Origin of the sequence: Rhodococcus sp. Eu-32 (assembly GCF_003336925.1) — a bacterium.
GTDB classification, from domain to species: Bacteria; Actinomycetota; Actinomycetes; order Mycobacteriales; family Mycobacteriaceae; genus Rhodococcoides; species Rhodococcoides kyotonensis_B.
This window is the reverse complement of record NZ_QGNK01000008.1, coordinates 66,447-90,448: the sequence shown is the minus strand read 5'-3', so window position 1 is coordinate 90,448 and position 24,002 is coordinate 66,447. Positions and strand designations below refer to the sequence as shown.

The 24,002-nt window shown below is 66.8% G+C and carries 22 protein-coding genes; 12 read left to right on the top strand and 10 right to left on the bottom strand.

Going from position 1 to position 24,002, the window contains the following annotated elements; translation table 11 throughout:
- Positions 1 to 17: 17 nt before the first annotated feature.
- From DK926_RS11905 to DK926_RS11885, 5 genes are read left to right on the top strand one after another with little or no spacing between them, the layout of a single operon-like run.
- Positions 18 to 626: a GNAT family N-acetyltransferase gene (locus DK926_RS11905; protein ID WP_068420667.1), complete on the top strand. Its 609-nt coding sequence runs from the start codon at positions 18 to 20 to the stop codon at positions 624 to 626.
- A gap of 10 nt (positions 627 to 636) precedes the next feature.
- Positions 637 to 2,250 carry an NAD(P)/FAD-dependent oxidoreductase gene (locus tag DK926_RS11900; protein WP_114330568.1) on the top strand — a complete coding sequence of 538 codons (1,614 nt, stop codon included), beginning with the start codon at positions 637 to 639 and terminating at the stop codon, positions 2,248 to 2,250.
- Positions 2,247 to 3,068, top strand: coding sequence for a carotenoid biosynthesis protein (locus DK926_RS11895; protein ID WP_114330567.1), 822 nt, complete (start codon positions 2,247 to 2,249; stop codon positions 3,066 to 3,068). The genes DK926_RS11900 and DK926_RS11895 overlap by 4 nt, the downstream gene beginning before the upstream one ends.
- A gap of 35 nt (positions 3,069 to 3,103) precedes the next feature.
- The gene (locus DK926_RS11890) at positions 3,104 to 3,838 is read left to right on the top strand and encodes a DUF3153 domain-containing protein (RefSeq protein WP_068420664.1); all 735 of its coding nucleotides are present in this window, start codon (positions 3,104 to 3,106) and stop codon (positions 3,836 to 3,838) included.
- Positions 3,835 to 5,010, top strand: coding sequence for a glycosyltransferase (locus DK926_RS11885; RefSeq protein ID WP_243636762.1), 1,176 nt, complete (start codon positions 3,835 to 3,837; stop codon positions 5,008 to 5,010). Before DK926_RS11890 ends, DK926_RS11885 begins: the two co-directional genes overlap by 4 nt.
- Here DK926_RS11885 and DK926_RS11880 read toward each other — a convergent pair.
- Positions 4,993 to 5,919 carry a methylenetetrahydrofolate reductase gene (locus DK926_RS11880; protein WP_207890802.1) on the bottom strand — a complete coding sequence of 309 codons (927 nt, stop codon included), beginning with the start codon at positions 5,917 to 5,919 and terminating at the stop codon, positions 4,993 to 4,995. The genes DK926_RS11885 and DK926_RS11880 overlap by 18 nt on opposite strands.
- 212 nt (positions 5,920 to 6,131) lie before the next feature.
- Here DK926_RS11880 and DK926_RS11875 point away from each other — a divergent pair, with 212 nt between their 5' ends.
- The 4 genes from DK926_RS11875 to DK926_RS11860 all read left to right on the top strand — a co-directional run bounded on the left by DK926_RS11875 (position 6,132) and on the right by DK926_RS11860 (position 11,590).
- Positions 6,132 to 7,214: a polyprenyl synthetase family protein gene (locus DK926_RS11875; protein WP_243636761.1), complete on the top strand. Its 1,083-nt coding sequence runs from the start codon at positions 6,132 to 6,134 to the stop codon at positions 7,212 to 7,214.
- 17 nt (positions 7,215 to 7,231) lie between these two features.
- Positions 7,232 to 8,878 carry a phytoene desaturase family protein gene (crtI, locus tag DK926_RS11870; protein ID WP_114330564.1) on the top strand — a complete coding sequence of 549 codons (1,647 nt, stop codon included), beginning with the start codon at positions 7,232 to 7,234 and terminating at the stop codon, positions 8,876 to 8,878.
- 71 nt (positions 8,879 to 8,949) lie between these two features.
- On the top strand, positions 8,950 to 10,560 hold the full coding sequence (locus DK926_RS11865) for an alpha-(1->6)-mannopyranosyltransferase A (protein WP_114330563.1): 1,611 nt from the start codon (positions 8,950 to 8,952) through the stop codon (positions 10,558 to 10,560).
- On the top strand, positions 10,553 to 11,590 hold the full coding sequence (locus DK926_RS11860) for a phytoene/squalene synthase family protein (protein ID WP_114330562.1): 1,038 nt from the start codon (positions 10,553 to 10,555) through the stop codon (positions 11,588 to 11,590). Before DK926_RS11865 ends, DK926_RS11860 begins: the two co-directional genes overlap by 8 nt.
- Here the strand turns inward: DK926_RS11860 and DK926_RS11855 are convergent.
- Complete coding sequence (locus DK926_RS11855; protein ID WP_068420655.1) at positions 11,562 to 11,933, bottom strand: Rv2175c family DNA-binding protein; 372 nt, start codon at positions 11,931 to 11,933, stop codon at positions 11,562 to 11,564. The two genes, DK926_RS11860 and DK926_RS11855, sit on opposite strands and share 29 nt — an antisense overlap.
- 134 nt (positions 11,934 to 12,067) lie before the next feature.
- Here DK926_RS11855 and pknB point away from each other — a divergent pair, with 134 nt between their 5' ends.
- Entirely contained in the window at positions 12,068 to 14,086 is a 2,019-nt protein-coding gene (pknB, locus tag DK926_RS11850; RefSeq protein WP_114330561.1) for a Stk1 family PASTA domain-containing Ser/Thr kinase, read from the top strand.
- A gap of 20 nt (positions 14,087 to 14,106) precedes the next feature.
- On the opposite strand, the gene DK926_RS11845 is transcribed toward pknB, so the two are convergent.
- Together DK926_RS11845 and DK926_RS11840 are read right to left on the bottom strand one after the other, a co-directional pair.
- Positions 14,107 to 15,495, bottom strand: a complete 1,389-nt coding sequence (locus tag DK926_RS11845) for a 3-deoxy-7-phosphoheptulonate synthase class II (RefSeq protein ID WP_114330560.1) — start codon at positions 15,493 to 15,495, stop codon at positions 14,107 to 14,109.
- 97 nt (positions 15,496 to 15,592) lie between these two features.
- Entirely contained in the window at positions 15,593 to 16,078 is a 486-nt protein-coding gene (locus DK926_RS11840; RefSeq protein ID WP_114330559.1) for a polyadenylate-specific 3'-exoribonuclease AS, read from the bottom strand.
- Positions 16,079 to 16,266: 188 nt separating this feature from the next.
- Here DK926_RS11840 and DK926_RS11835 point away from each other — a divergent pair, with 188 nt between their 5' ends.
- On the top strand, positions 16,267 to 17,427 hold the full coding sequence (locus DK926_RS11835) for a glycosyltransferase 87 family protein (RefSeq protein ID WP_114330668.1): 1,161 nt from the start codon (positions 16,267 to 16,269) through the stop codon (positions 17,425 to 17,427).
- Here DK926_RS11835 and DK926_RS11830 read toward each other — a convergent pair.
- The 6 genes from DK926_RS11830 to DK926_RS11805 all read right to left on the bottom strand — a co-directional run bounded on the left by DK926_RS11830 (position 17,424) and on the right by DK926_RS11805 (position 22,013).
- Complete coding sequence (locus DK926_RS11830) at positions 17,424 to 18,146, bottom strand: lysophospholipid acyltransferase family protein (RefSeq protein ID WP_068420647.1); 723 nt, start codon at positions 18,144 to 18,146, stop codon at positions 17,424 to 17,426. The genes DK926_RS11835 and DK926_RS11830 overlap by 4 nt on opposite strands.
- A gap of 145 nt (positions 18,147 to 18,291) precedes the next feature.
- A complete protein-coding gene (locus DK926_RS11825) occupies positions 18,292 to 19,269 on the bottom strand; it encodes an ROK family protein (protein WP_068420645.1) in 978 nt (325 codons plus the stop codon).
- Between the two features lie 65 nt (positions 19,270 to 19,334).
- On the bottom strand, positions 19,335 to 19,799 hold the full coding sequence (locus DK926_RS11820; protein WP_114330558.1) for a hypothetical protein: 465 nt from the start codon (positions 19,797 to 19,799) through the stop codon (positions 19,335 to 19,337).
- A 13-nt stretch (positions 19,800 to 19,812) separates the two neighbouring features.
- On the bottom strand, positions 19,813 to 21,027 hold the full coding sequence (locus tag DK926_RS11815; protein ID WP_114330667.1) for an ArsA-related P-loop ATPase: 1,215 nt from the start codon (positions 21,025 to 21,027) through the stop codon (positions 19,813 to 19,815).
- Positions 21,028 to 21,038: 11 nt separating this feature from the next.
- Positions 21,039 to 21,476 (bottom strand): SRPBCC family protein, encoded by a 438-nt coding sequence (locus DK926_RS11810; RefSeq protein ID WP_068420639.1) that lies wholly within the window; start codon positions 21,474 to 21,476, stop codon positions 21,039 to 21,041.
- 144 nt (positions 21,477 to 21,620) lie between these two features.
- Positions 21,621 to 22,013 carry a polyketide cyclase / dehydrase and lipid transport gene (locus tag DK926_RS11805; RefSeq protein WP_174551332.1) on the bottom strand — a complete coding sequence of 131 codons (393 nt, stop codon included), beginning with the start codon at positions 22,011 to 22,013 and terminating at the stop codon, positions 21,621 to 21,623.
- A 131-nt stretch (positions 22,014 to 22,144) separates the two neighbouring features.
- On the opposite strand from DK926_RS11805, the gene DK926_RS11800 reads away from it, so the two are divergent.
- The gene (locus DK926_RS11800; protein ID WP_068420637.1) at positions 22,145 to 23,950 is read left to right on the top strand and encodes a long-chain fatty acid--CoA ligase; all 1,806 of its coding nucleotides are present in this window, start codon (positions 22,145 to 22,147) and stop codon (positions 23,948 to 23,950) included.
- The last annotated feature ends 52 nt before the right edge of the window (positions 23,951 to 24,002 follow it).

Below are 24,002 nucleotides of genomic sequence, written 5' to 3'. Positions count from 1 at the left end.
AAGTAGTCAAGGAAAGGTTGAGAACAGTCGACACCGACGCGGAAACGACCCCCTACCTGGTGGACCTCTCCCCCCAGGAGATTCGGCAACGCATGCCCGAGGCGCTGTCGATCTACGTCGAGGCCATGGGGTATCCGCGTGGCACGGAGTACCACCGCGCACCTATGTGGAACGAGCACGTACTTCGACCGGGATGGCGTGGGGTTGCAGCCGTGCTTCCGACGCCGGACACACCGATGGTCGCCATCGCGTACGGCTATCGCGGAGCCCGACACCAGTGGTGGCATCAGCAGGTACGCGACGGCCTGCGTAGGTCCGGGTGCAGCGCCGACTACGTCGATTCCGTCCTGTCGGACTACTTCGAACTCACCGAACTGCATGTCAAGCCGAGCGCGCAGGGACACGGGTTGGGCGCCGCCCTCACGCACCGCCTCCTGCACGGGCGCGAAGAACGAACGGTGTTGCTGTCCACACCGGAGGTCGCCCACGAGGCCAACCGCGCGTGGCGGCTGTATCGCAGGCTCGGTTTTCAGGACGTACTGCGCGACTTCACCTTCGCGGGCGATCGACGACCGTTCGCGGTGCTCGGCCGCACGCTGCCGATCGAAGTCTCGGCGGCCCCGTAGCGTGTAAGACGTGATCGACGTCGTCGTCGTCGGTTCGGGACACAACGCCCTGACCGCCGCTTGTTACCTGTCCGAGGCCGGCATGGCCGTCGAAGTGCTCGAACGCGACGTCATAGCCGGGGGTGGTGTGTCCTCCGCCGAGCGCTTCCCGGGACATCGAGTGGACCGCGGCTCGTCCGCGCACATCATGGTCCGTCATACCGGGGTCATCGAGGAGCTGGGCCTGGCGGAACACGGACTGCGCTACGTCGACTGCGATCCGTGGGCGTTCGCTCCCGGAGCCCCCGGCACCGACGAGCCCGCGCTCGTGTTCCACCGCGACCTCGACCGCACCTGCGAATCCATCGCCCGTGCGTGTGGTTCCTCCGACGCGGCCGCATACCGCCGGTTCGTCGACGTCTGGGGACCCCGTAGCGCACGCACGATGCGTGCGTTCTCGGCGCCTCCGACAGGCCCGAATCTCCTCCGCTCCTTCTGGGGACTCGGCGCCCCCGACGGCGGTAGCGCGCTGTCCCGAGAATTTCTGACCACCGGCGATGCACTGCTCGACGAGACGTTCGACAGCGAACGGCTCAAGGCCGCTCTCGCGTGGTTCGGTGCACAGTCGGGTCCGCCGATGTCGGAGCCGGGAACGGCGCCGATGGTCGGGTTCGCAGCATTGATGCACACGCTCCCGCCCGGACGCGCGATCGGCGGCAGTGGCGCCCTCACCGAGGCGCTGATCTCGAAGTTCACCTCTGCGGGAGGCTCGATCGCCCTCGGCGACGCCGTCGTCTCGGTGTCGCGACGGCACAACGAATGGGTGACGACGACGGCGTCGGGCCGCACTCTGCGAAGCCGCATGGTCGTCGCGGGTTGCCACGTCCTCGCCACACTGGATCTCCTCGCCGCAGGCGGCTACGACCGAGGCCGGATCGACGGGTGGCGTCGAGCTGTCCGCGTCGGACCGGGGATCGGCATGGCCGTCCGTCTCGCGACCGACGCACTCCCCCGCTACGCGAGTGCGGAGGACCCGTCGCACGCCACGAGCGGACTCCAACTGCTGGTGCGCGATCGTGCCCACCTGCGTCTCGCGCACGGGGCAGCCTCCGCCGGGGAACTTCCTCCGACTCCCATGGTGCTCGGCATGTCCTTCACCGCACTGGATCCGAGCGTCGCTCCCCCGGGCCAACACCAGGTCTCCCTGTGGTCGCAGTGGCATCCGCACACCCTGTCGGGGAACCGGGCGTGGCGTGGGGACGAGGGCCGCGTCGACGCCCGCGACGTGGCCGAGCGGGAAGGCGACCGAATCGTCGCCGAGATCAGCTCGTACGCACCGGGTTTCGACGAGTCGATTCTCGCGCGCCACGTGCAGTCCCCGGCCGACATCGAGCGTGAACTCGGGATGATCGGCGGCAACATCATGCACGTCGAGATGTCACTGGATCAGATGATGATGTGGCGACCGATACCGCAGTTGTCGTCCCATCGAGTTCCGGACGCACCCGGTCTGTATCTGACGGGGGCATCGACACACCCCGGCGGCGGAGTCTCGGCCGCATCCGGCCGCAGCGCCGCCAGGATCGCCGTGAAGGACGCACGCGAGGGACGACTACGTCGCTGGATAGGTGACAAGGTCCGATGAACCGGCTCGTGTGGGGTCTCGTCGCCGCAGCGATCGCATCTCAGATCACCTACCCTCTCGTCTCGGGCACAGGGCGCGACGTGGTCACCGTGGCGGTCGTGGGGTTCCTCGCGGCCGCGGTGCTGGCGCACGCCGTCGTCACACGGGGGGTCGCCTGGGCGTCGGTGCTGTTCGCGACCACAGCGGGCATCGGAATTCTGGCCGAGATCGTCGGCACCGCAACCGGGTTCCCGTTCGGAAGCTACTTCTACGCGACGGGCAGGCTCGGTCCCGACATCCTGGGTGTTCCGGCCGTCGTCCCGTTGGCCTGGACTGCCGGCTTCTACCCGATCTGGTGCGCGGTGGGCTACGTGCTCGATCGCAGCGGTCTGACCGAGGGACGTCGACGACGTCACCGAGTGGTCGCGACGGCCGTCGGAATGGTCGGCTGGGACCTCTACCTCGACACGCAGATGGTCACCGACGGCCAATGGACCTGGACGTCGGACATGGCGGGTCTGCCGGGAATTCCGTCGATCCCGGTCAGCAACTATCTCGGCTGGTTGGGTACGGCGTTGATCATGGCCGCCGTCATCGACGTCGTCGGCGATCGAATCGCAGTCCGCCGCACGGCCGATTCGCGCATGTCCGACACCGCTCCCCTCGTTCTGTTCGTGTGGACATGGCTCGGTTCGGCGCTGGCCCACTCGGTGTTCCTCGCCGGTGACGAGCTGCGGTTCTCGGCGATCTACGGGTTCTGCGCGATGGGCATCGTCGGCATTCCTTTCCTCGTCGCGTTGCGCCGAGAAGTCGGACGCGCCGCAACGGCAACTCCCTGACGCGGTGACGCGGCCGCGTCTGGCACGATGTCGCTGTGCAGTCGACAACCCGTGAAGGCAGATCCCGTACTCGCCGTCGGCTGTTGTCGGCGCTCGCGCTGGCGTTGTTCGTCGCGCCGCTGCTCACCGGATGCCTCCGCGTACAGGTGTCGATGGGGATCTCCGCCGACGATCGTGTGTCGGGTCAGATCGTCGCGGCGACGGTTCCGGCGTCGGACACCGACACCGGTCCGACGCTCACCGCACCGACGACGCTTCAGGACAAGATCAGGATCGAGGAGTACAGGCAGGACGGGTACGTGGGCACCACGGCCCGGTTCTCGGACTTGTCGTTCGGCGATGTGCAGACGCTGGGTTCGATGAACGATCAGGCCACCGGCAGTTTCCAGATCGCACTGCACCGCAGCGGCGACCAGGTGACTCTCGACGGCAAGGCCGACCTGCAAACCGTTCCCGTGCAGGGTTCGGACGTTCAGTTCACGATCGCGTTCCCCGCGCGGATCGGAACCACCAACGGAACCCGCGACGGCGACAACATCATCACGTGGAAACTGCCTGCGGGCGAGGTCACCACGATGCGGGCCGAGGTCAGCTATCCGGATCCGAACACCAGGAGTTTCGCCGGTTGGGCGGGCATCGTCGGCGGCGTCACCGTCGGAGTCGCGGCCATCGTCGCGGCGATGGCTTGGGTAACGCGTAACCCGCCGGTGGGACGCGTCGGCGCCGATGCACCCGCGGGCGCCGGACCCGACAACACGCCTACTGCGTGATCTCTGCTCGTCCCGTCGTATCGGCGGGCGCCGCTCTGGCGTGTGCGTCCGCCGTCATGTCGGTGGCAAACGCCGCCAGCATGCCTCGCTTGCGTCCCCCTCGTGACGGATCCACACCCGAGTCCGTCGTGGTCTGTGTTCCTGCGCGCGACGAGGAACGCGATCTGCCGCTTCTGATCGCCGATCTACGCGCTCAGCATTACCGGGGCCGTCTGACCGTGATGATTCTGGACGACGGGTCGTCGGACGACACGGCCGCTGCGGCGCACGCCGCGACGGAGGGAGATCCCCGCTTCCACGTCGTGTCCGAGACGGATCCGCCGCCCGACGGCTGGACGGGCAAGGCCGCCGCGTGCCGACGCCTCGCCGACCTCGCTGCCGCATTCGACCCCGACGTTCTCGTGTTTCTCGACGCCGACGTCCGACTCGGTAGTGGTGCGATCGCGGCCGCCGTCGATGCCCGACGCCTCCTCGGCGTCGCGCTGCTGTGCCCGTGGCCCGAGCAACTCGCGGCCACCGTCGCCGAACGGCTCGTGCAACCGTTGCTGAGCTTCTCGTGGATGTCGACGCTGCCGGTTCGTGTCGCCGACCGATCGCTGCGGCCCTCCACCGTGGTGGCGTGCGGTCAGATGATGGTGTTCGACGCGGCCGCCTACCGCGACGTCGGCGGACACGATTCCGTCGCGTCGAGCGCGACCGAGGATCTCGACATCGCACGCGTACTACGCCGCGGCGGCCATCGCACCGCCGTCGCGTCGGGGGCGGGCTACGTCTGCTGTCGCATGTACGACGGTTGGGACGACCTGCGCGACGGATACACACGCTGGCTGTGGTCCGCGTTCGGCGGCCGGGCGGGTACCGCGTCGATCTCGGCGGCGATGACGCTCGCCTACCTGGTGCCTCCCGTCGCCGCGGTGTACGGATCCGGATCGGTCCGCCGCGCCGGGCTGCTCGGGTACGCGGCAGCCGTCGTCGCACGAGTCGCTGCGGCGCGGTCGGAGTCCGGGCCCGGGCGCCTCACCGGGCAGGTGGCGGCCGCGTCGGCGCACCCGGTGTCCGTCGGCCTCTATTTGTGGCTGGGCGTGCAATCGCATCGACGCCGAGGTCGCGGCGCCCTCACGTGGAAGAGTCGTCCGCTCGTGACACCGCCGGGGTCAGACCCGAGCCGGTGACAGCCCCAGGTTGACGAGCACCTCGCGGGTAGCCCGCGCGAAGTTCAGCGTGATGAAGTGCAGCGCAGGCGCGCCTTCGGCGATGAGCCGCTCTCCGATCGACGTCGCGAGTTCGATGCCGACCTCGCGCACCGCCGCGCGGTCCTCCTCCGAGCCGGTGCCTGCAGCTTTGACGAACCGATCGTCGATGTGGCGAGGCAGCGCCGAACCGGACAACGACAGTGCGCGTCGTACCGACCGCAGCGACGTGATCGGCATGATCTCGGGAATGATCGGCTTGGCACCCTGTTCGGGATCGAAGGCCACCACCCGATCACGCAGGCGCAGATAGTCGTCGACGTCGAAGAACATCTGGGTGATCGAGTACTCGGCGCCCGCACGCAGCTTGTTCACGAGCACTCGCGTGTCCTGCTCGAGGTCCACCGCGCGATAGTGGCCTTCGGGGAACGACGCGACGCCGACGTGGAAATCGCCCAATTCCCGCACGAGACACACCAATTCCTCGGCGTATTCGACGCCCTCGGGGTGCTTCTCCCAGTCCCCCAACGGATCGCCGGGCGGGTCACCGCGCAGCACGAGAATGTTGGAGATGCCGCGATCGGCGTAAGCGCCGACCATCGACCGCAATTCGGCGATGCTGTGCGAGACCGCGGTCAGATGCGCCACGGGCAGCAACGTGGTCTCCTCGGCGATCTGGCCGGTCACCCGAACGGTCCGATCGCGGGTGGACCCACCTGCCCCGTACGTCATCGAGACGAACGCAGGCTGCATCTGTTCGAACTCACGAACCGCACGCCAGAGCCGAGCCTCGGCATCGTGGTCGCGAGGCGGCGAGAACTCGACCGAGAACGGGATACGGGAGTCGCTCGACGTCCGTAGGCGATCGACTATCGATGGAGTCCGAGTCACCCACCCGTCACTTGACCGCCCCCTGACGGCATCGGATGTCACCGGCTCATCATAGTTTCGCCGGGGGCGCGCCGTCACGGCAGGCTCGTCTGTCGGAATCACCCATTAGGCTTGGCTCCGGCCAGCCCGCCCACCTGCCCGTTACGGAGGATCCCCTGTCCGGAGACCTGACCTCGTCCCCCACTCGTGAATCGAGTGGACTCGACACCGCAGTGCGCGACGAATCCGTAGACACCGCTCAGCTCGTCGAGACGGCGCTGACCGAGTTCTTCGCGTCGAAACGGCAGCTGGTCGGCGCATTGGGCGGCGGGTACGCGGACGCCGTCGACGACCTCGTCGCATTCGTCCTTCGCGGCGGCAAACGCCTTCGACCCGCGTTCGCCTGGACGGCGTGGCTCGGCGCGGGCGGTGACCGCCACGGGCCGGACGCGTCCGCCGTCCTTCGCGCGTGTGCCTCGTTGGAACTGATCCAGGCGTGCGCGCTCATTCACGACGACATCATCGACGCCTCCCTCACGCGGCGCGGCTTTCCGACAGTCCATGTCGGACTGGCCGAACGGCATCGGGCGCAGCAGTGGTCCGGATCGGCGACGCGTTTCGGTGAGTCCGCCGCGATTCTGCTCGGTGATCTCGCACTGTGCTGGGCCGACGACATGCTGCGGGAGTCCGGACTCGACGCGTCCGCCATGGCCCGCATCTCTCCGGTGTGGTCGGCGATGCGCACGGAGGTCCTCGGCGGGCAGCTTCTCGACATCGAAGCCGAGGCAGGACGGGACGAATCCGTCGACGCCGCGATGCGCGTCAACCGGTTCAAGACCGCCGCGTACACGGTCGAGCGCCCGCTGCACCTGGGCGCCGCCATTGCGGGGGCGTCGGACCTCGTCGTGGCGAGTCTGCGGTCCTTCGGCACGGACATCGGCGTCGCCTTCCAGCTGCGCGACGACCTGCTCGGCGTCTTCGGAGACCCCGCGGTCACCGGAAAGCCGTCGGGCGACGACATTCGTGAGGGCAAACGGACCGTGCTGATGGCAGTCGGACTGCAGCGAGCCGACGCCGGTCACGCCGACGTCGCGACGCTGCTGCGCACGTCACTGGGTTCCGAGGACCTCACCGACGAGCAGATCCACGCCATTCGTGCCGCCCTGACGGATCTGGGTGCTGTCGACGATGTCGAGCAGCGGATCACCGAACTGACCGAACGCGCGCTCGACACGTTGGCAGCCGCCGACATCGACGCGGAGGCCGCTACCCGGCTGCACGCCATCGCCATCGCTGCCACGCAGCGGAAATACTGATCGGTTCCGGAGGTCACATGTCCACACCACGATCGATAGCCGGCCCGACGGACTCGGTGGTCGTCGTCGGCGCAGGGTTGGCCGGGCTGTCTGCAGCCCTTCATCTGACCGGGGCAGGCCGTCGTGTCACCGTGCTCGAACGCGACGATGCGGTCGGCGGACGCGTCGGCACCTACACGGTGCCGGGCGACGACGGACAGCCGCTGTACGACATCGACAACGGGGCGAGCGTTCTGACGATGCCCGAGCTGATCGCTTCCGCGTTGGGTGCTGTCGGCGAGTCGTTCGACAGCACGTCGCCGCCGTTGCGATTGAAGACCCTGTCGCCCAGCTATCACACGCGCTACGCCGACGGCAGCCATATCGACGTGTTCTCCGACCCCGAAGGTATGGCCGCGGAAGTCGAGCGGGCGTGTGGCCCGGACGAATCCCAGGGCTACCGCAGGCTTCGTCGCTGGCTCGCGGCCATCTTCGACGCGGAATTCGATCGCTACATCGATTCGAACTTCGACTCACCGCTCGACCTCGTGTCCAGCCGACCTGCGCTGCGCGACACGGCGAAACTCCTCGTCCTGGGCGGCTTCGGCAGGCTCGGACCACGCGTCGGGTCGTACCTGAAGGACGAGCGGCTGCGCCGCGTCTTCACGTTCCAGGCGCTCTACGCGGGCATGGCGCCTGCGAAAGCTCTCGCCGTGTACGGAGCGATCGCGCACATGGACACGTCGATGGGCGTGTACTTCCCCGAAGGGGGCATGTCGGCCATCGCCCGGTCGATGTCCGATGCACTGGTGCGCAACGGTGGCACCGTCGTGACTCGGGCCGACGTGTCCGGTCTCGACGTCGCACACGGACGCGTCACGGCAGTGGTGACCGCGGACGGCCGCCGCTTCCCGTGCGACGCCATCGTGTTGACGCCGGATCTGCCCGTCGTCGATCGCCTGTTGGACGGCGCAGGCATCACCGCACGTGGTCGACGCCGCGGGTATTCGTTCGTGTCCCCGTCGGCGGTCGTCTTCCACGGCACGGTCCCGACGCGTGTCACCGACACCTGGCCGGCGCGAGCTCACCACACCATCGATTTCGGCGACGAGTGGGCGCGCACGTTCACCCGTATCACCGCCCGCGCCGGCCGCGGACAGCTGATGGCAGACCCGTCGCTGCTGATCACACGCCCCGCCGTCTCGGATCCGTCGTTGCTGATCACGCGTGGCGGCGAGACGGTCGAGCCGATCTCGATCCTGGCGCCGTGTCCCAATCTGGACAGCGCGCCTCTCGACTGGGCGAGCCTCGGCGAGCCGTACATGCGGGAGATCCAGCTCGTGCTCGAGCAGCGTGGCTACGAGCACCTGGCAGCGGAAATGGTCGTCGACCACCTGGACACCCCGAAGACCTGGGCGGACAAGGGCATGCTGCACGGCAGCCCGTTCTCTTCGTCGCACGTGTTTCGGCAGACCGGGCCGTTCCGACGTGAGAACCTGGTACGAGGCGTCGACAACGTCGTTCTCGCCGGATCGGCAACCACGCCAGGAGTCGGCGTGCCCACGGTCCTCGTCTCCGGCAGACTTGCCGCCGAACGAGTACTCGGGCCGCGGGTCACTGCACGCGACGCTGCACACACCGAAACGTCGCGGTTCGTGAGACGACGACGGGAAGCACTAAACTGACTCCGGTCCGGAAGGAAAGCACGCCTTCTGCCACACCTTCCGCAGCCATCCGAGAGGAGAATGACCCGGCAATGTCGTCGATTTCGTCGAATGCCGCCACCTCGGGTGCCACGGATTCCAGCGACTCCCCGTCCAGGACACCAGCGTCGTCGTCTCGTGTGAGGCGCTTGTCGGCGTTCCTGCGTAGCCCTGAAGGCCATGCCGCGCTGCTCGGTGTCGTCGGCGGAATCATGATCACGTTCGGCGGGTTCGGCGCAGGCAGCGTTCGACGACGCGACCCGCTCCTCGAATCGATGCACCTGTCCTGGTTGCGCTTCGGGCACGGTCTGGTGTTGTCGAGCATCATCGTGTGGGTCGGCGTGCTGCTGATGATCATCGCGTGGGTTCGACTCGGCCGCGCGACGCTGGCCGGGCGCACGACGCTCGGCGAGCTGCGATGGGTCGTGCCCGCGTGGACCGCTCCGATGCTGCTCGCCGTGCCGATGTTCAGCCGCGACGCGTTCTCCTACCTCGCGCAGGGCGCTCTGCTGCGCGACGGCTTCGACCCGTACGCCGTCGGCCCCGTCGCCAACCCCGGCGTCCTTCTCGACAACGTCAGCAACGTCTGGACCACGACGACGGCACCCTACGGGCCGCTGCACCTGCTCATCGGGCAGGCGATCACCGCGGTGACGGGCGACAACGTCATCGCCGGCACGATGTTCTTCCGCCTCGCCATGCTGCCCGGACTCGCGCTGATGGTGTGGGCCGTTCCGCGTCTCGCCGACCATCTCGGTGGCACACCCGCGATCGCCCTGTGGCTGGCTGTGCTCAATCCTCTCGTCCTCATCCACCTGATCGGCGGCGTCCACAACGAACTGCTCATGGTCGGACTGATGGCTGCGGGCATCGTTCTGGTCCTCGAACGACGCCATATCGCAGGTATCGTGCTTGTCGCGATCGGTGTGGCGATCAAGGCGACGGCAGGCCTCGCCCTGCCGTTCATCGTGTGGATCTGGATGATCCACGAGAAGCAGAAAGCGATCGAGGAGAACCGCAAGCCCCTGTCACCGATCGCCGCGTTCGCGAAGACCGCGGGTGCCGGCTTCGCGGTCTTCGTGGGCGTGTTCGCTGTGATGTCGGCCCTGGCAGGCGTCGGAATCGGTTGGCTGACAGCCTTGTCGGGTTCGGCGAAGATCATCAACTGGCTGTCGCTGCCCACGATCATGGCCCATCTGGTCACCGTCAGCACCTCGTGGTTCCTCGACATTCGTCTGGCCCCGGTCCTCGAAGTGACACGCATGATCTGCGGTATCGCGCTGGTCGTCGTCGTGCTCGCAACATGGTGGAAGTTCCGTCGCACCGAGGTCGACGCCGTGAAAGGCATCGTCATCGCGATGGTCGCGGTGGTCGTCCTGTCCCCCGCCGCCTTGCCGTGGTACTACTCGTGGCCGCTTGCCATCGCGGCCGGGTTCGCGCTCTCCACCCGGACGCTGATGATTCTCGTCGGGCTGTCGACGTGGCTGATGCTCGTGTTCCGGCCCGACGGCTCCATCGGTTTGTACACGTTCGTGCACGTCGCTCTCGCGACGTTCGCTGCCGTCGTCGCCGCTCTGTCGTTGACGCGAGTCGACCCGCTACGACTGCGCTCGACGCCGTCCCCCGCACCCGCCGCCGAGAATTCAGCCGCAGACCGTGGGTGAACTCGACGGGATCGACCCAGCGCTGCACGACGCCTATGCGATCTGCAGGGACCTGAACGCCGAACACGGCAAGACGTACTTCCTCGCGACCCGGCTGCTGCCTGCGGACAAACGAGCGGCAGTGCACGCCCTCTACGGATTCGCCAGGATGGTCGACGACATCGTCGACGTGGACGTCGATTCCGCCGACGTCGAACTGCCGGAACTACCCGAGGACGCGCAGTTCACCGCGAACGACAGCGACTCGACGATCGACCGCGAGGCGAGCGCCAAGGTCGACGTCCTCGAACACCATGTTCGAGCCGCGCTGAACGGCGGCGCTCTCGGCCGTAGCAAGTCCGATCGGGTGCTCGGGGCACTGGTCGACACCACCGAGCGCTATGCGATTCCGCACGAGTACTTCTACGCCTTCTTCCATTCGATGCGCATGGACATTCCCGGCACACCGATGTTCCGGTCGCGCTACCGAACGATGGACCAGTTGACCGAGTACATGTACGGCTCCGCGGCCGTCATCGGCCTCGAGATGCTCCCGATCCTCGGCACCGCGGTGGATCGGCGCGTCGCCGAAGTACCCGCCGCCGCGCTGGGCGAGGCATTCCAGCTGACGAACTTCATCCGCGACATGGGCGAGGACCTCGACCGGGACCGGATCTACCTTCCTACCGACGAGCTCGCTGCGTTCGGTGTCGACGAGGGCCTGCTGCACCATTGCCGCGAGACAGGTCGCACCGACGCGCGTCTCGAACGAGCGCTCGCGCATCTGATCGCCCATACCCGCGCCGTGTATCGCACCGCGGAGCCGGGCATCGACATGCTGGATCCGGCGGTTCGTCCGGGAATGCGCACCGCCCTGACGCTGTACGGAGACATCCTCCGCGAGGTCGAGGACGGCGGCTATCGCGTGCTGCATCAGCGAGCACGTGTCGGGGGTCTGCGACGGTTGTCCGTCGCAGCTCCCGGGCTGGCGTCCGCCGGGTGGACGAGCGCGCGCGGAAAACTCAGAAGGCCATCGCCTGCGCGCGCCTGATCACCTCGCGCATCAGGTGCCCGTGCATCGCGTCGACGGGACGGCCGGGCAAGCTGTCGTCGGACTCGAACAGCCACCGAAGGATTTCGTCGTCCTGGTATCCGCCGTCGTGCAGCACCGCGAGCAGACCCGGCAGGCCCTTGACCACGTTGCCGCCCTCGGTGTCGAGAAACACCTCGGGAACGCCGGGAACGCGGCTCCGCTTGACCGCGATGAGATGCCGATCACGCAGCATCTGCTCGACACGCGAGATGGGAACGCCGAGAACCTTGCTGACGTCGGTCAGCTGCAGAAGGGACTCGGAGGGGTCGAGAACGTCGGCGGCGTAAGGGATTGTGCTCACTCCGGTAACGTTAACGGGTTCGCTCTCGGTTACGAAAAGCCAGGGCCGCACCGCGGTCCATCGAGACTGAGGCGATACCTGCGCTGGCTACCATCGCCGGAGTAGCGACTTTCGATGGAGGTGATCCCCAGGTGATGTCCGTAGGGTCCGCGTCAGCGGGTTCGATGCTCGACAGGCGATATCGCATCGACGCGCCTATCGCCCGCGGCGGCATGTCCACGGTGTACCGAGGGCTCGACACACGCCTGGACCGGCCTGTTGCGGTCAAGATCATGGATCCGAAGTTCGCCCACGATCCCCAGTTCGTCGCCCGGTTCGAGTTCGAGGCCAGGGCCGTTGCCCGGCTGAACAACCCAGGGCTTGTCGCCGTCTACGACCATGGTCGCGACGGAGAATACGCGTTCCTCGTCATGGAACTGGTCGAGGGCGGCACGTTGCGCGAACTCCTGCGCGAGCGCGGCCCGATGCCCCCGCACGCCGCCGCTGCGGTTCTACGTCCGGTACTCGATGCCCTCGGCACCGCCCACCGCGCCGGTCTGGTGCACCGCGACATCAAGCCGGAGAACATTCTCATCTCGGACTCGGGCGACGTGAAGATCGCCGATTTCGGACTCGTGAGGGCCGTCGCAGCGTCCAATGCGACGTCGAGCAGTGTGATTCTCGGCACGGCGGCCTACCTGTCACCGGAGCAGGTGACGACCGGTTCCGCGAACGCCGGAAGCGACGTGTACGGCGTGGGCGTCGTCCTGTACGAGCTTCTGACGGGACGGACACCGTTCACCGGTGACACGTCCTTGTCCATCGCCTACCAGCGCATCGACAACGACGTACCGCGACCGGGCGACGCCATAGCGGGCGTGCCGGAAGAGTTCGACGACCTGGTCCGACGCGCCACCGTGCGCGACCCGGCAGGCCGCTTCCAGAACGCCGACGAGATGGCCCGTGCGCTGCGTGCGGTCTGCGCGCGGCTCGAGTTGCCCCCCTATCGTGTCCCGGCGCCCCGCAGGTCCGCGGAGCATCGCAGTGCCGCCGCGTTGGGTGCGCCCACGGCCTTCGCGGGTGAGCGACCCGACCCCGCCCGTTCACCGGCAACCGAGATCGTCGCCGTCCCGCCGACCGAAGTCCGCGCCGACCCCTCCGCGGACGGCGTCCAGCACACCCGCGTGCAGACCGCACCGACGCCGCGAGACCAATGGGCCGGCAACGACACTCCCCCGCCTGCGCCGCCGGATCGGCGTCAGTATCGATTCCCCGACTTCGACGCGGACCGCCATCGGTCGCGTCGAGCGATCGTCGTCTGGCTGACCATCGTCGCATTGCTGGCGGTACTCGTCGGGATCGGCGGCTGGTGGATGGGGTCGGGTCGCTACACGTCCGTTCCCCTCGTCGAGGGATTGGACGTGGCATCGGCGACGTCGGAAATCGAGGCCGCCGGGCTGACGACGGATACGCGAGGCACGTATTCGGACACCGTGCCGGTCGACGCGTTGATCGGCACCGATCCCGCGACCGGCTCACGTATCCCCAAGGGCGACACCGTGTCTCTGCTCGTGTCTCTCGGGTCACCCGTGGTCCCGGACATCGCGCCGAACATCGCGATCGGGGACATGCAGCAACAGCTACGGGACCTGACGTTCGAACCGGTCGACGGCGGCGAGGCGTTCAGCACGACGGCACCGGTCGGCGGCGTCGCCGCGCTGGATCCGCCGCCCGGCACGACACTCTCGGTCGGCGACACCGTCAAGATCCTGCGTTCGAAGGGCGCTCCCCCGGTCGACGTTCCGAACGTCGAGAAGATGAGCGAGTCCGACGCCGTCGCCGCCCTGGCTGCCGTGGGAATCACGGTGTCGGGCACCGACGTCGAGTTCGACAAGCGCGTGGACGGCGGATCCGTCATCGGCACGAATCCGAAGATCGGCACGTCGGTGACCGCAGGCACGTCCGTACGACTGACGGTGTCGAACTCGATCACCGTGCCGTCACTGCTGGGCAGGTCGGTCGGGTCGGCACGCGAGACCGTACAGGGTCTCGAGCTGGGCTTCACGGTCCGTCAGGTGGTCGACACCGATGGATCGCTCGTCATCTCGCAGAACCCGAGCCCGGGTACCAGAGTGGCCCCGGGCTCGCCGGTGTCCGTCGTCTCGCTTCCCTGAATCGTTCGGCGAGCGTTTCGTCAGCCGCGCAACATCTCGGCGACGAGGAACGCCAGTTCCAGCGACTGCTGGGTGTTCAGGCGCGGGTCGCACGCCGTCTCGTAGCGGCCCGACAGGTCGAGGTCGGAGATGTCCTGCGCGCCACCCAGGCATTCGGTGACGTTGTCCCCGGTCAGCTCGACGTGGATGCCGCCGGGATGGGTGCCGAGGCCGCGGTGGACCTCGAAGAAGCCCTGGACCTCGTCGACGATGCGGTCGAAGTGGCGCGTCTTGTAGCCCGTCGATGCCTCGTGCGTGTTTCCGTGCATCGGGTCGCACTGCCAGATGACCTGGTGCCCGGACGCCTGCACCTTCTCGACGATGGCCGGCAGCAGGTCGCGGACCTTGCCGTTGCCCATGCGCGAAATGAGCGTCAGACGACCCGGCTTGTTGGTCGGGTCGAGACGTTCGACGTATTCGAGCGCCATCTCGGGCGTCGTCGTCGGACCGATCTTCAAGCCGATCGGGTTCTGGATCATTTCGGCGAACGCGATGTGAGCACCGTCGAGCTGCCTGGTTCGGTCACCGATCCACAGGAAGTGTGCCGACAGGTCGTACAGCTTGGGATTGTCGGCGTCGGCGTTGTCGAGGCGCAGCATGGCGCGTTCGTAGTCCAGAACCAGTGCCTCGTGGCTGGCGAAGATCTGTGCGGCCTCGAGATTCGGATCCGTCACGCCGCACGCGTCCATGAAGCGCAGTCCGCGGTCGATCTCGCCGGCGAGCGCCTCGTAGCGGGCACCCGCGGGCGAGCTCTGCACGAATTCGCGGTTCCAGTCATGCACTCGGTGCAGATCGGCCATACCCGACCCGGTGAGCGCGCGGACCAGGTTCATCGCGGCGCTGGCGTTCGCGTAGGCGCGTACGAGGCGCGACGGGTCGTGACGGCGAACCGCCTCGTCGGCGACGAGCGCATTGACCATGTCGCCCCGGTACGACTGCAGACCGAGCGCATCGGTGTTCGACGACCGCGGCTTGGCGTACTGGCCGGCGATGCGGCCGACCTTGACGACCGGCATGCTGGCGCCGTACGTGAGCACGACGGCCATCTGCAGCAACGTTCGGATGTTGCCCTTGATGTGGGGCTCGGTGTTGTCGACGAACGTCTCGGCGCAATCACCGCCCTGCAGCAGGAACGCTTCGCCGCGTGCGACGGCGGCGAGCTGATCCGACAGCGACTCGACCTCGCCGGCAACGGTGATGGGCGGCACACTCTCGAGCACCTTGCGCATGTTCTCGGCCTGCGACGCGTCCCAGTTGGGCTGCTGGGCAGCAGGCTTGGCGAGCGCGTCGTCGAGCTGCGACCGCAATGTCGGAGACAGAGGCGGGAGCTCGGGCAAACGATCGATGGGTACGTCGACAGTCCAGTTCACGTGCCCCAGGATATTCGCTGATGCGGCCACGCCGAAACCGGCCTCCAGAGCTGGGAGTGGAGCCTGCAAAAATGATGAGGGTGGCCGACAGCCGAGATCAGAGCGACGCGGCTTCGATCGCCCGGAACTTCGCGAGATTGTGACGGGCGTCGGCCAGTGCGTCGTGCGCGTCGTCCGGCGCCGACGGCAGGTAGGGGCTTCCCCGGTCTTCCCACAGCTGACGAAGCTCGCGGGTGAACCGCGGCAGTGAGCGGGGCAATTCCGTCATGTCGCCCCACAACTGGCACAGCGCAACGTGGTCGTAGGCCGCGACCCAAGCCCACAGTTCGACGTCGGCACCCGGCGTCGGGACGAGGAAGTCCAGCAGCTCGTCACGAATCCGCGCACGGCTCTTCCACAGCGGCGACGAGTACGGTGGCAGCTTCGGCAGCACGTTGCGTCGAACCCACTTGCCCGCGCGCTCGGGGTCGAACTCCGAGGACACCGCATAGAATTCGCGACCGTCCTCCGCGACGACCCCGATCGAGACGAGGTCGATTGTGCGACCATCTTCGATGAACTCTGTGTCGTAGAAGTAGCGCACGAGAAGACACAGTAGCGCCGACGCCGGTGCCGACAGAGATCGACCGCCATCAGAAGGAAGTTTCGTTGACGCCACCCGACCTCACCACGCTGTCCGACGCCGGTACGCCCGAACCGGCTGCGAACGACGTCGCCGCACCGCGCCGACGCCCCCGGGCGACGGGGCTCGTTCCCGTCGCGTGCGCTGCCGTGCTGGTGGCGGCGATAGTGGGGCTCGCCTACAACTTGGTCGGGTTCCCCGGACTTCGTGCGCTCGGCGACTACTACCGAATCGACCTCGACGTGTACCGCCTCGGTGGTGGGGTGTTCATGTCCGGGACACCGCTGTACGGCGAGATGCCGCCGACCGCGCTGGGCAACACACTTCCGTTCACCTACCCGCCCATCGCGGCGGTGATCTTCGGACCGTTGTCGCTGATCACGCTGCACTGGGCGGGGATCGTCGTCACGGTGCTGTCGTTGGCCCTGCTGTTCGGCACGATCGTACTCACGCTGGTGTCCCTCGGGTACTCGCCGCGAACTTTGATGCTGTGGGCGGCAGGCGCGGTGTTCGCGGTGTCCATGATTCTCGAGCCGGTGTTCTCGACGTTCGACTACGGGCAGATCAACATCCTGCTGATGGCGTTCGTCGCTGCGGATTGCCTTCCGAAGAAGACTCCGTGGCCCCGGGGCGCCCTCGTCGGATTCGTCGCCGCCGTCAAGCTGACGCCTGCCGTGTTCGTCCTGTTCTTCCTGTTCCGCAAGGACTTTCGAGCGGCGATAGTCACCGGCGTCAGCTTCCTCGCGTTCACGGCGCTCGGATTCGTCGCCACGTTCTCCGACTCGCTGCAGTACTGGACCAAAGTTCTCGTCGACTCCGATCGGATCGGGCGTCCCGCCTATCCCGCCAACCAGAGCATCACCGGAATGCTCGCGCGACTCGGCATGGACGATTCCGTCCGCTCGATGCTGTGGATTGTGCTGTCACTGATGCTGCTGGCGGTCACGTTCTACGCGATGCGACGCGCCTTCGCGACGCACCAGACCGCCCTCGCGCTCGGAGTGAACGCTGTGTTCGGGCTGTTGGTGTCACCGGTGTCGTGGTCCCACCACTGGGTCTGGACGGTGCCGTTCCTCGTCGCGCTCGGCACGCTCGCCTGGCGTCGACGCAATGTCGTCGCGCTGGCATTCGTCGGAATCGGTGTCGTCGTCCTGCATTTCGCACCGCACTGGCAGCTTGCCGTCGGACGCTGGTCCGGCCTGGGCTGGCCGATGTGGGACCAGATCGCAGCGTCGTCGTACGTGTGGTGGGGAATTGCGGCGATCGTCGTCGCGGCATGCGCCGCAACACCTCTCGCGCGACGCGCCTAGCTGGCCTTCGTCTCGGGGAGACGCTCGGCGCCCCCGTCCGCGGGGGCCGCGGTCTTCTTCAGCGAGGCGGCGTAGACGTCGACGTATTCCTGACCCGACAGAAGCATCAGTTCGTACATGACCTCGTCGGTCACCGCACGTTCGACGAAGCGGTTGCCCGCCATGCCCTCGAACCGAGAGAAGTCGATCGGCTTGCCGATCTTGATGGTGATCTTGGCCGGACGCCACACCTTCGACCCGATGGGGTTCATCTTGTCGGTACCGATCATCGCGACGGGAACGACCTGAACCCCGGTCTGCAGCGCGAGACGCGCCATGCCGGTCTTGCCCTTGTACAGACGTCCGTCGGGCGACCGAGTGCCCTCGGGGTAGATACCGAGAAGCTTGCCCTTGCCGATCACGCGGGCGCCCGCGTTGAGTGCGTCCTGGGCCGCGTCCGCTCCGGTCCGGTCGATCGGGACCTGACCCACCGCCGTGAAGAACCACTTCTGAAACGCGCCCTTGAGACCGGGTCCGGTGAAGTACTCGCTCTTGGCGAGGAACGTGATACGACGCGTCACCTTGAGAGGCAGGTAGAACGAGTCCAGCACCGCCTGATGATTGCTCGCCAGAATCATCGGCCCACGGGCCGGAATGTTCTCGAGGCCTTCGATCGTCGGTCTACCCAACGCAACCAGGAGTGGACCGATGAGCACGTACTTGAACAGCCAGTACCACATGGCGTCCTTCCTGATTCGATTCTTGTCCGGTCCGAAAACGCACTTTCGTCCGACGGTCCCACCTACTGATTCGCTGGTGACTCTACCTACCGTTTATGACGGCAGCCACATCACCGCGAAGGTGGGGACAGAGGTCACATGCTGTTCACCGACTGGTGACAACGAACTCCGAGCGCGCGAGGTCCGCTGCACCGATCATGCCGGCCGCTTCGCCGAGCTGCGTGCTGCGAATCGTGGCGACAGGCCGATGTCCGGCTCCGGTGACGAGCGACGCGTAGTGCTCCCTCGCCTTGTCGAGGAATTGATCCGACGACGTCGCCACGCCACCCGCGATGACGATCAGGTCGGGGTCGTAGACGTCGCTGACCAACGACAGACCGACGCCGAGCCACCGCGCGAAATCCTCCATCGTGCGTCGCGCGATGACGTCGCCCTCGTGCGCGGCCGACGCGATGCGACGACCGGTCAGGGAACCCGGGTCGAGAAACACGTCCCGCGCCAGGATGTTCGACGATCCCCGATCGTCCGCAGCGAGCAACTCGACCGCCGTGTCGACCAAAGCCGTTCCACTGCAATAGCGTTCCCAACACCCGCGCTTACCGCACGGGCACGCGCGGCCGTCGGGAACCACCTGGATGTGTCCGAGTTCCGGGGCCACACCGAAGCTTCCGCGGTAGATCTTGCCGTCGATCAGCAGCGCTGCACCGATGCCCGTTCCGATCGCCACCATGACGACGTTCTTGCCGTCCGCGGCAGCGCCGAATCGGTATTCGGCCCAGGCAGCCGAGTTCGCGTCGTGCTCGAGAACGACCGGAAGGCCGATGCGATCGCTCATCTGCTTCGCGACGGGAGTGTCGACCCACGGCAGGTGGGGCGCGAAGCGTACCGAGGTCCTGTCCGCGTCGACGAAGCCGGCGACAGCGAGGCCGACTGCCGAAACAGGGTGTCGCGCAGCCAGTTCCTGAACCGCACGGTCGAGTCCGTGCTCGAGAGCCTTCGCCGAATGCGGCGTCGGCGACTGCGTGGAATCGATGACCTGCCCGGAAGAGTCGACCACCGATGCCCGAAGGCTGGTGCCACCCACGTCGATTCCGATGGTGAAGGCGTCGCGTTGCCGCTTCATTGTCCGACCTTTCTTCGCCGCCCCCCAACGGCTCTACGACTGACCGCCCGATCGGAACCGGATGTTCAGATGTCTCGATTCTCGTCTTTACCTCGGTTGCCCGACGCCGAGCTCTTCACGTTCACCGTAATGGGTACGAAACCTGCCCGTCGAACTCCCGACTCTTCCGTGTCGGGCGCAATATCCGGCTCCTGCATGTGAGCGGTTTCACGAATGTCCGCGTCGGCCCTCGCATTCGGCGGTTCCTGGGCGCCGGCGCCGGCGTGTGCTGCACTGTTCGAATGTTCCGAGACGACCTGCCGGATCATCGCGACGACCGTCGCCCCTTCGGTCGCCATCAGCGTGAGCAGATCGTGCTGCTCGCCACGGATCAGGGCCGCGAGCGCACACACGGGACACCAACTGCATCCCTGCTCGGATGCCTGCGCCTGACCCTCGACCGCGCGCGCAAGAATGGGCTCGAGACGCGTGAGCACCGTTTCGGCGAGGGCCCACAGCTCGGCCGCGACATCGGAATGTTCGGATGTCATCCGACGCCTCCCCTCACACCGGCCAGACATTCGGGTCGGGCGCGAACCTGATCACCAGATTCTCGTCGTCGAACTCCGCGCCGACGACGACGCAACGACGAAGCACCGACGCCAGACGCACACGCGTCCGCACGCCGTCGGCGCCGATGATCACATCGTCCTCCACTCGCCCCAGCGTCAGCGAAGACGTGTCGACGACCGGAAGGTGCATCGTCATCGTGTACACCGACTCCAACCCCGACCCCGACTCCCGTGCAACTGCTGGTGTGCCTCGACGCTCGTCCGGTCGGGCGTTCGCAGTTCTGTGCTCGGCCGTGAGCGCATCGAGAGAGGCCAACCCTACCGGTTCCTGCACGGACCGTTCCACGACCACCAGTGTCGCTCCGGCCGCCAGGTGCGCGAAGTCGTGCAGCACCGCCTGCTGAGCGGATCGCCATCCCTCGAACCAGAACACGGCCGGGTGCGCGCCCACCAACCCGACGGACGGCGAATTCAATTGTGGCAGAACCTTGTTGACGACGACGGTATCGACATTCAGACCCATCAGGACCGCCGCCGACATGGTCCGTCGCGCCTCGGCTATGCCCACGCGTTCCGGAGTGGCGACGACGGTCGCCGACGTCCGTTCGCGGTCGAACAGCAGCTCATGGACGGCGTCGGCATTCGCGACGACGCGCTCGAGAAACGCGACGACGATGGTCAGCCGGGGGTCCGCCCCCGTCCCTGCGACGATGCGGTCGTGCTGCGGCCACAGCCGTTCGACGTATCCCGTCACGAGCGACGGCAGCTGCAGGGTGCGTAGGGCGTCCGCCGTCGACGGGAGGTCGACGAACACTGTGTCCCATGCGTTTTCGTCGACCAGCTCGACGATTCTGTGCAGTCCGAGCATCTCCTGAACGCCCGGCGCACCGACGACCTCCTCAGGGTCGATCGCGCCGAACCGGACCCCGTGTTCGTGGCCGGTTCGCGCGACCGACAGCAGTGCGGCGAGCGAGCGGTAACTCGATTCGACGAGCGCCAGGGTGTCGAGTTCGAGCACGTCGAGCCGGTCGGCAACCGAGACGATTCGCCCCCGTGCACCACCGCTCGACGGCAGATCCACGACGTCCGATGTGGAGTGCGCCTGGTCGAACGAGACGACCAGCGAACGACTGCCTGCACGTGCCGCGTCGAGCGCTGCCTTCGCAGCGATCGTCGTCTTGCCCGCCCCGCCCTTGCCGACGAACAGCCGAACGGTCGTCAGCCTTCGACCCGCTTCTTGAGCTCTTTCAGCGCGGTGTCCGTGATGACCTTCTCGGCCTTGCGCTTGAACAACCCGATCATCGGGATGTTCAGATCGACCGTCAGCTCGTAGGTCACGTCGGTACCGCCGGCGCCGTTGTCCTTCAACGTGTAGGAACCGGACTGCGACTTCTGCATCTCTCCCTGCACGAGCTCCCAGGAGACGGCCATACCGTCGGCCGACCACACGTACTGCAACTCGTACGTGTCCTTGACCATGCCCGCGTCGAGAACGAATCGCACTCGATCGGCACGGCCCGACGCGCCCACCTCGAGGACCTCGACGGACTTCGCCGCCGACACCCACGACGGATACGCGTCGAAGTCTGCGATCACGTCCATGACCTGCGCGGACGGAGCGTCGACCGTGATCGACCTCTGAGTTTTCTCGGCCATGCTGTTGGTCCGCTTCCTCTCTGCTCTTCGATACTTCCGTCGCGAGCCGACCCCTACGGGTCATTCCTGCAGGCTCCATCACACACGATCCCTCGTCGAACACACAACGCGGTCCGGACGCCGACATACCCCGCGGAGGCGAAACTAGTCGCGCGCGTGCTCCGGTCGTTCGCCTGCAGGCCTACCTGCCTCTAGCTCGCGCTTGAGCTCGAACGTCACGGCCTTCCCGGCAACCCTGCGGCGACGGTTCTCGGCCGCGAGATCGAGCCCTGCACCGGTGACGCTCGGCTCGGCGTGCAGAAAGTAATGGACGATCACACCGTCGACGACCGGCACGGGCTCCAGCCAGATCTCCATCGTTCCCGTCAACGCGCCCTCGACGGCCCACCGGATGCCCTGCTCCCCACGATCCTGCGTGACCGTGAGCCGAAGGTCCGGCCACCATCTTCTCCACCGCTCGCGCGGGGACACCGCGTCGTGGATGCGATCGCCCGGCACCGCGAGAAAAGTCTGGTCGGCCACTTGGATACTGCTCATCGGAAGAGCTTCACACATCGCGGTACCGCGTCGCACGTGAGGCGGACGTATGCGCTCGAACTTCCGGTCTACAGTGAGACCGATCAAGCTACTCGTTAGTACAGCTACCGATGCGCCCATGGAGGTTCCCCGTGCGTGAGTTCACTGTGCCCGCCCACTTCGACGTGGAAGACGGGGCGTCGACGGTCGCCACCGTCTACGAGCGCCGGGCGAGTGCGCCTTCGTCGGTGGCGTTCCGACGCCTCGTCGACGGCACGTGGACCGACGTCACGGCACGGGTCTTCGCGGACGAAGTCGTCGCCGTCGCCAAAGGCCTGATCGCCGCCGGTGTCGGCCAGGGAGATCGCGTCGCACTCATGTCGTCGACGCGCTACGAGTGGTCGGTCGTCGACTACGCCATCTGGTCCGCGGGCGGGGTCACCGTGCCGATCTACGAGACGTCGTCCGCCGGGCAGGTCGAGTGGATTCTGTCCGACGCCGAGCCGGTTCTGGTGATCTTGGAGACCGAGGAGCACGCCACCGAGACGGCCGACGTCGTCGCAGCCGCCGCATCCGTGACACGAACGTTCCGCATCGACGGCGACTCCCCGGACTCGGGTGCGATCGCCGAACTCACTCGGCTCGGCACCCAGATCAACGACGCTGTCGTCGAGCAGCGCGTCGGAGCGCTGAAGGCGTCCGATCCCGCCACTCTGATCTACACCTCGGGAACGACGGGCCGCCCCAAGGGCGTTCAACTCACCCACGCCAATCTCGTCGCGGAGTCTCGCGGAATCCGCGAGACCAGCCTGAAGTCGTTGCTGAACGAGCACAGCCGCACGTTGATGTTCCTGCCGATGGCGCACGTTCTCGCCCGCGCGGTCACGATCGCCGCCTTCGACGCGGGCACGACGATCGGGCACACGAACGACATTCCGAACCTCGTGAGCACGTTCGGCTCGTTCCAGCCCGATTTCATCCTGTCGGTGCCCCGCGTCTTCGAGAAGGTCTTCAACACGGCGAAGCAGAAGGCACACGCCGACGGCAAGGGCCGAATCTTCGACGCCGCAGCGGAGACGGCCGTCGCATGGAGCGAAGCGCAGGATTCCGGTGCGGGACTGGTACTTCGGCTCAAGCACGCCGTTTTCGACAAGCTCGTCTACTCGAAACTTCGTGCGGCACTGGGAGGTCGGTGCAGGCTCGCGATCTCCGGCGGCGCACCGCTCGGCGCGAGGCTCGGACACTTCTACCGCGGCGTGGGCGTACCGATCTACGAAGGTTACGGACTGACCGAGACCAGCGCTGCGTTCGCAGTCAACACCATCGGCCACCAGCATGTCGGATCGGTGGGACAACCGTTGCCCGGCAATGCAGTTCGTATCGCCGACGACGGTGAGATCCAACTGCACGGCCCCGTCGTGTTCTCCGGCTACTGGCGCAACGACGACGCGTCCGCGGACGCGTTCGACGACGGCTGGTTCCGCACAGGCGATCTCGGTTCGCTCGACGACGACGGCTACATCACCATCACGGGCCGCAAGAAGGAACTGATCGTCACCGCGGGCGGCAAGAACGTCTCCCCCGCGGGCCTCGAGGACCGGTTGCGTGCGCACCCGTTGATCAGTCAGGCCATCGTCGTCGGCGACCAGAAGCCGTTCATCGGCGCCTTGGTGACCCTCGACGACGACGCGCTCAGCGGCTGGAAGTCCGCGCACGGCAAGCCGTCCGGTGCGGGAGCGGCCGACCTGGCCGACGACGCGGATCTGCGTTCCGAGATCGATGCCGCGATCGCCGATGCCAACACATCGGTGTCTCACGCCGAGGCCATCAAGAAGTACCGCATCCTGCCCGCGGACTTCACCGAGGAGGCAGGCGAGATGACGCCGACCATGAAGCTGAAGCGGAACGTGATCACCAAGTCCTACGCGGACGAGATCGAGGCGCTCTACGTCAAGTAGTGCGGCTACGCCGCCCGTGCGCGGATAGTCGGACCATGGTCCAACTATCCGC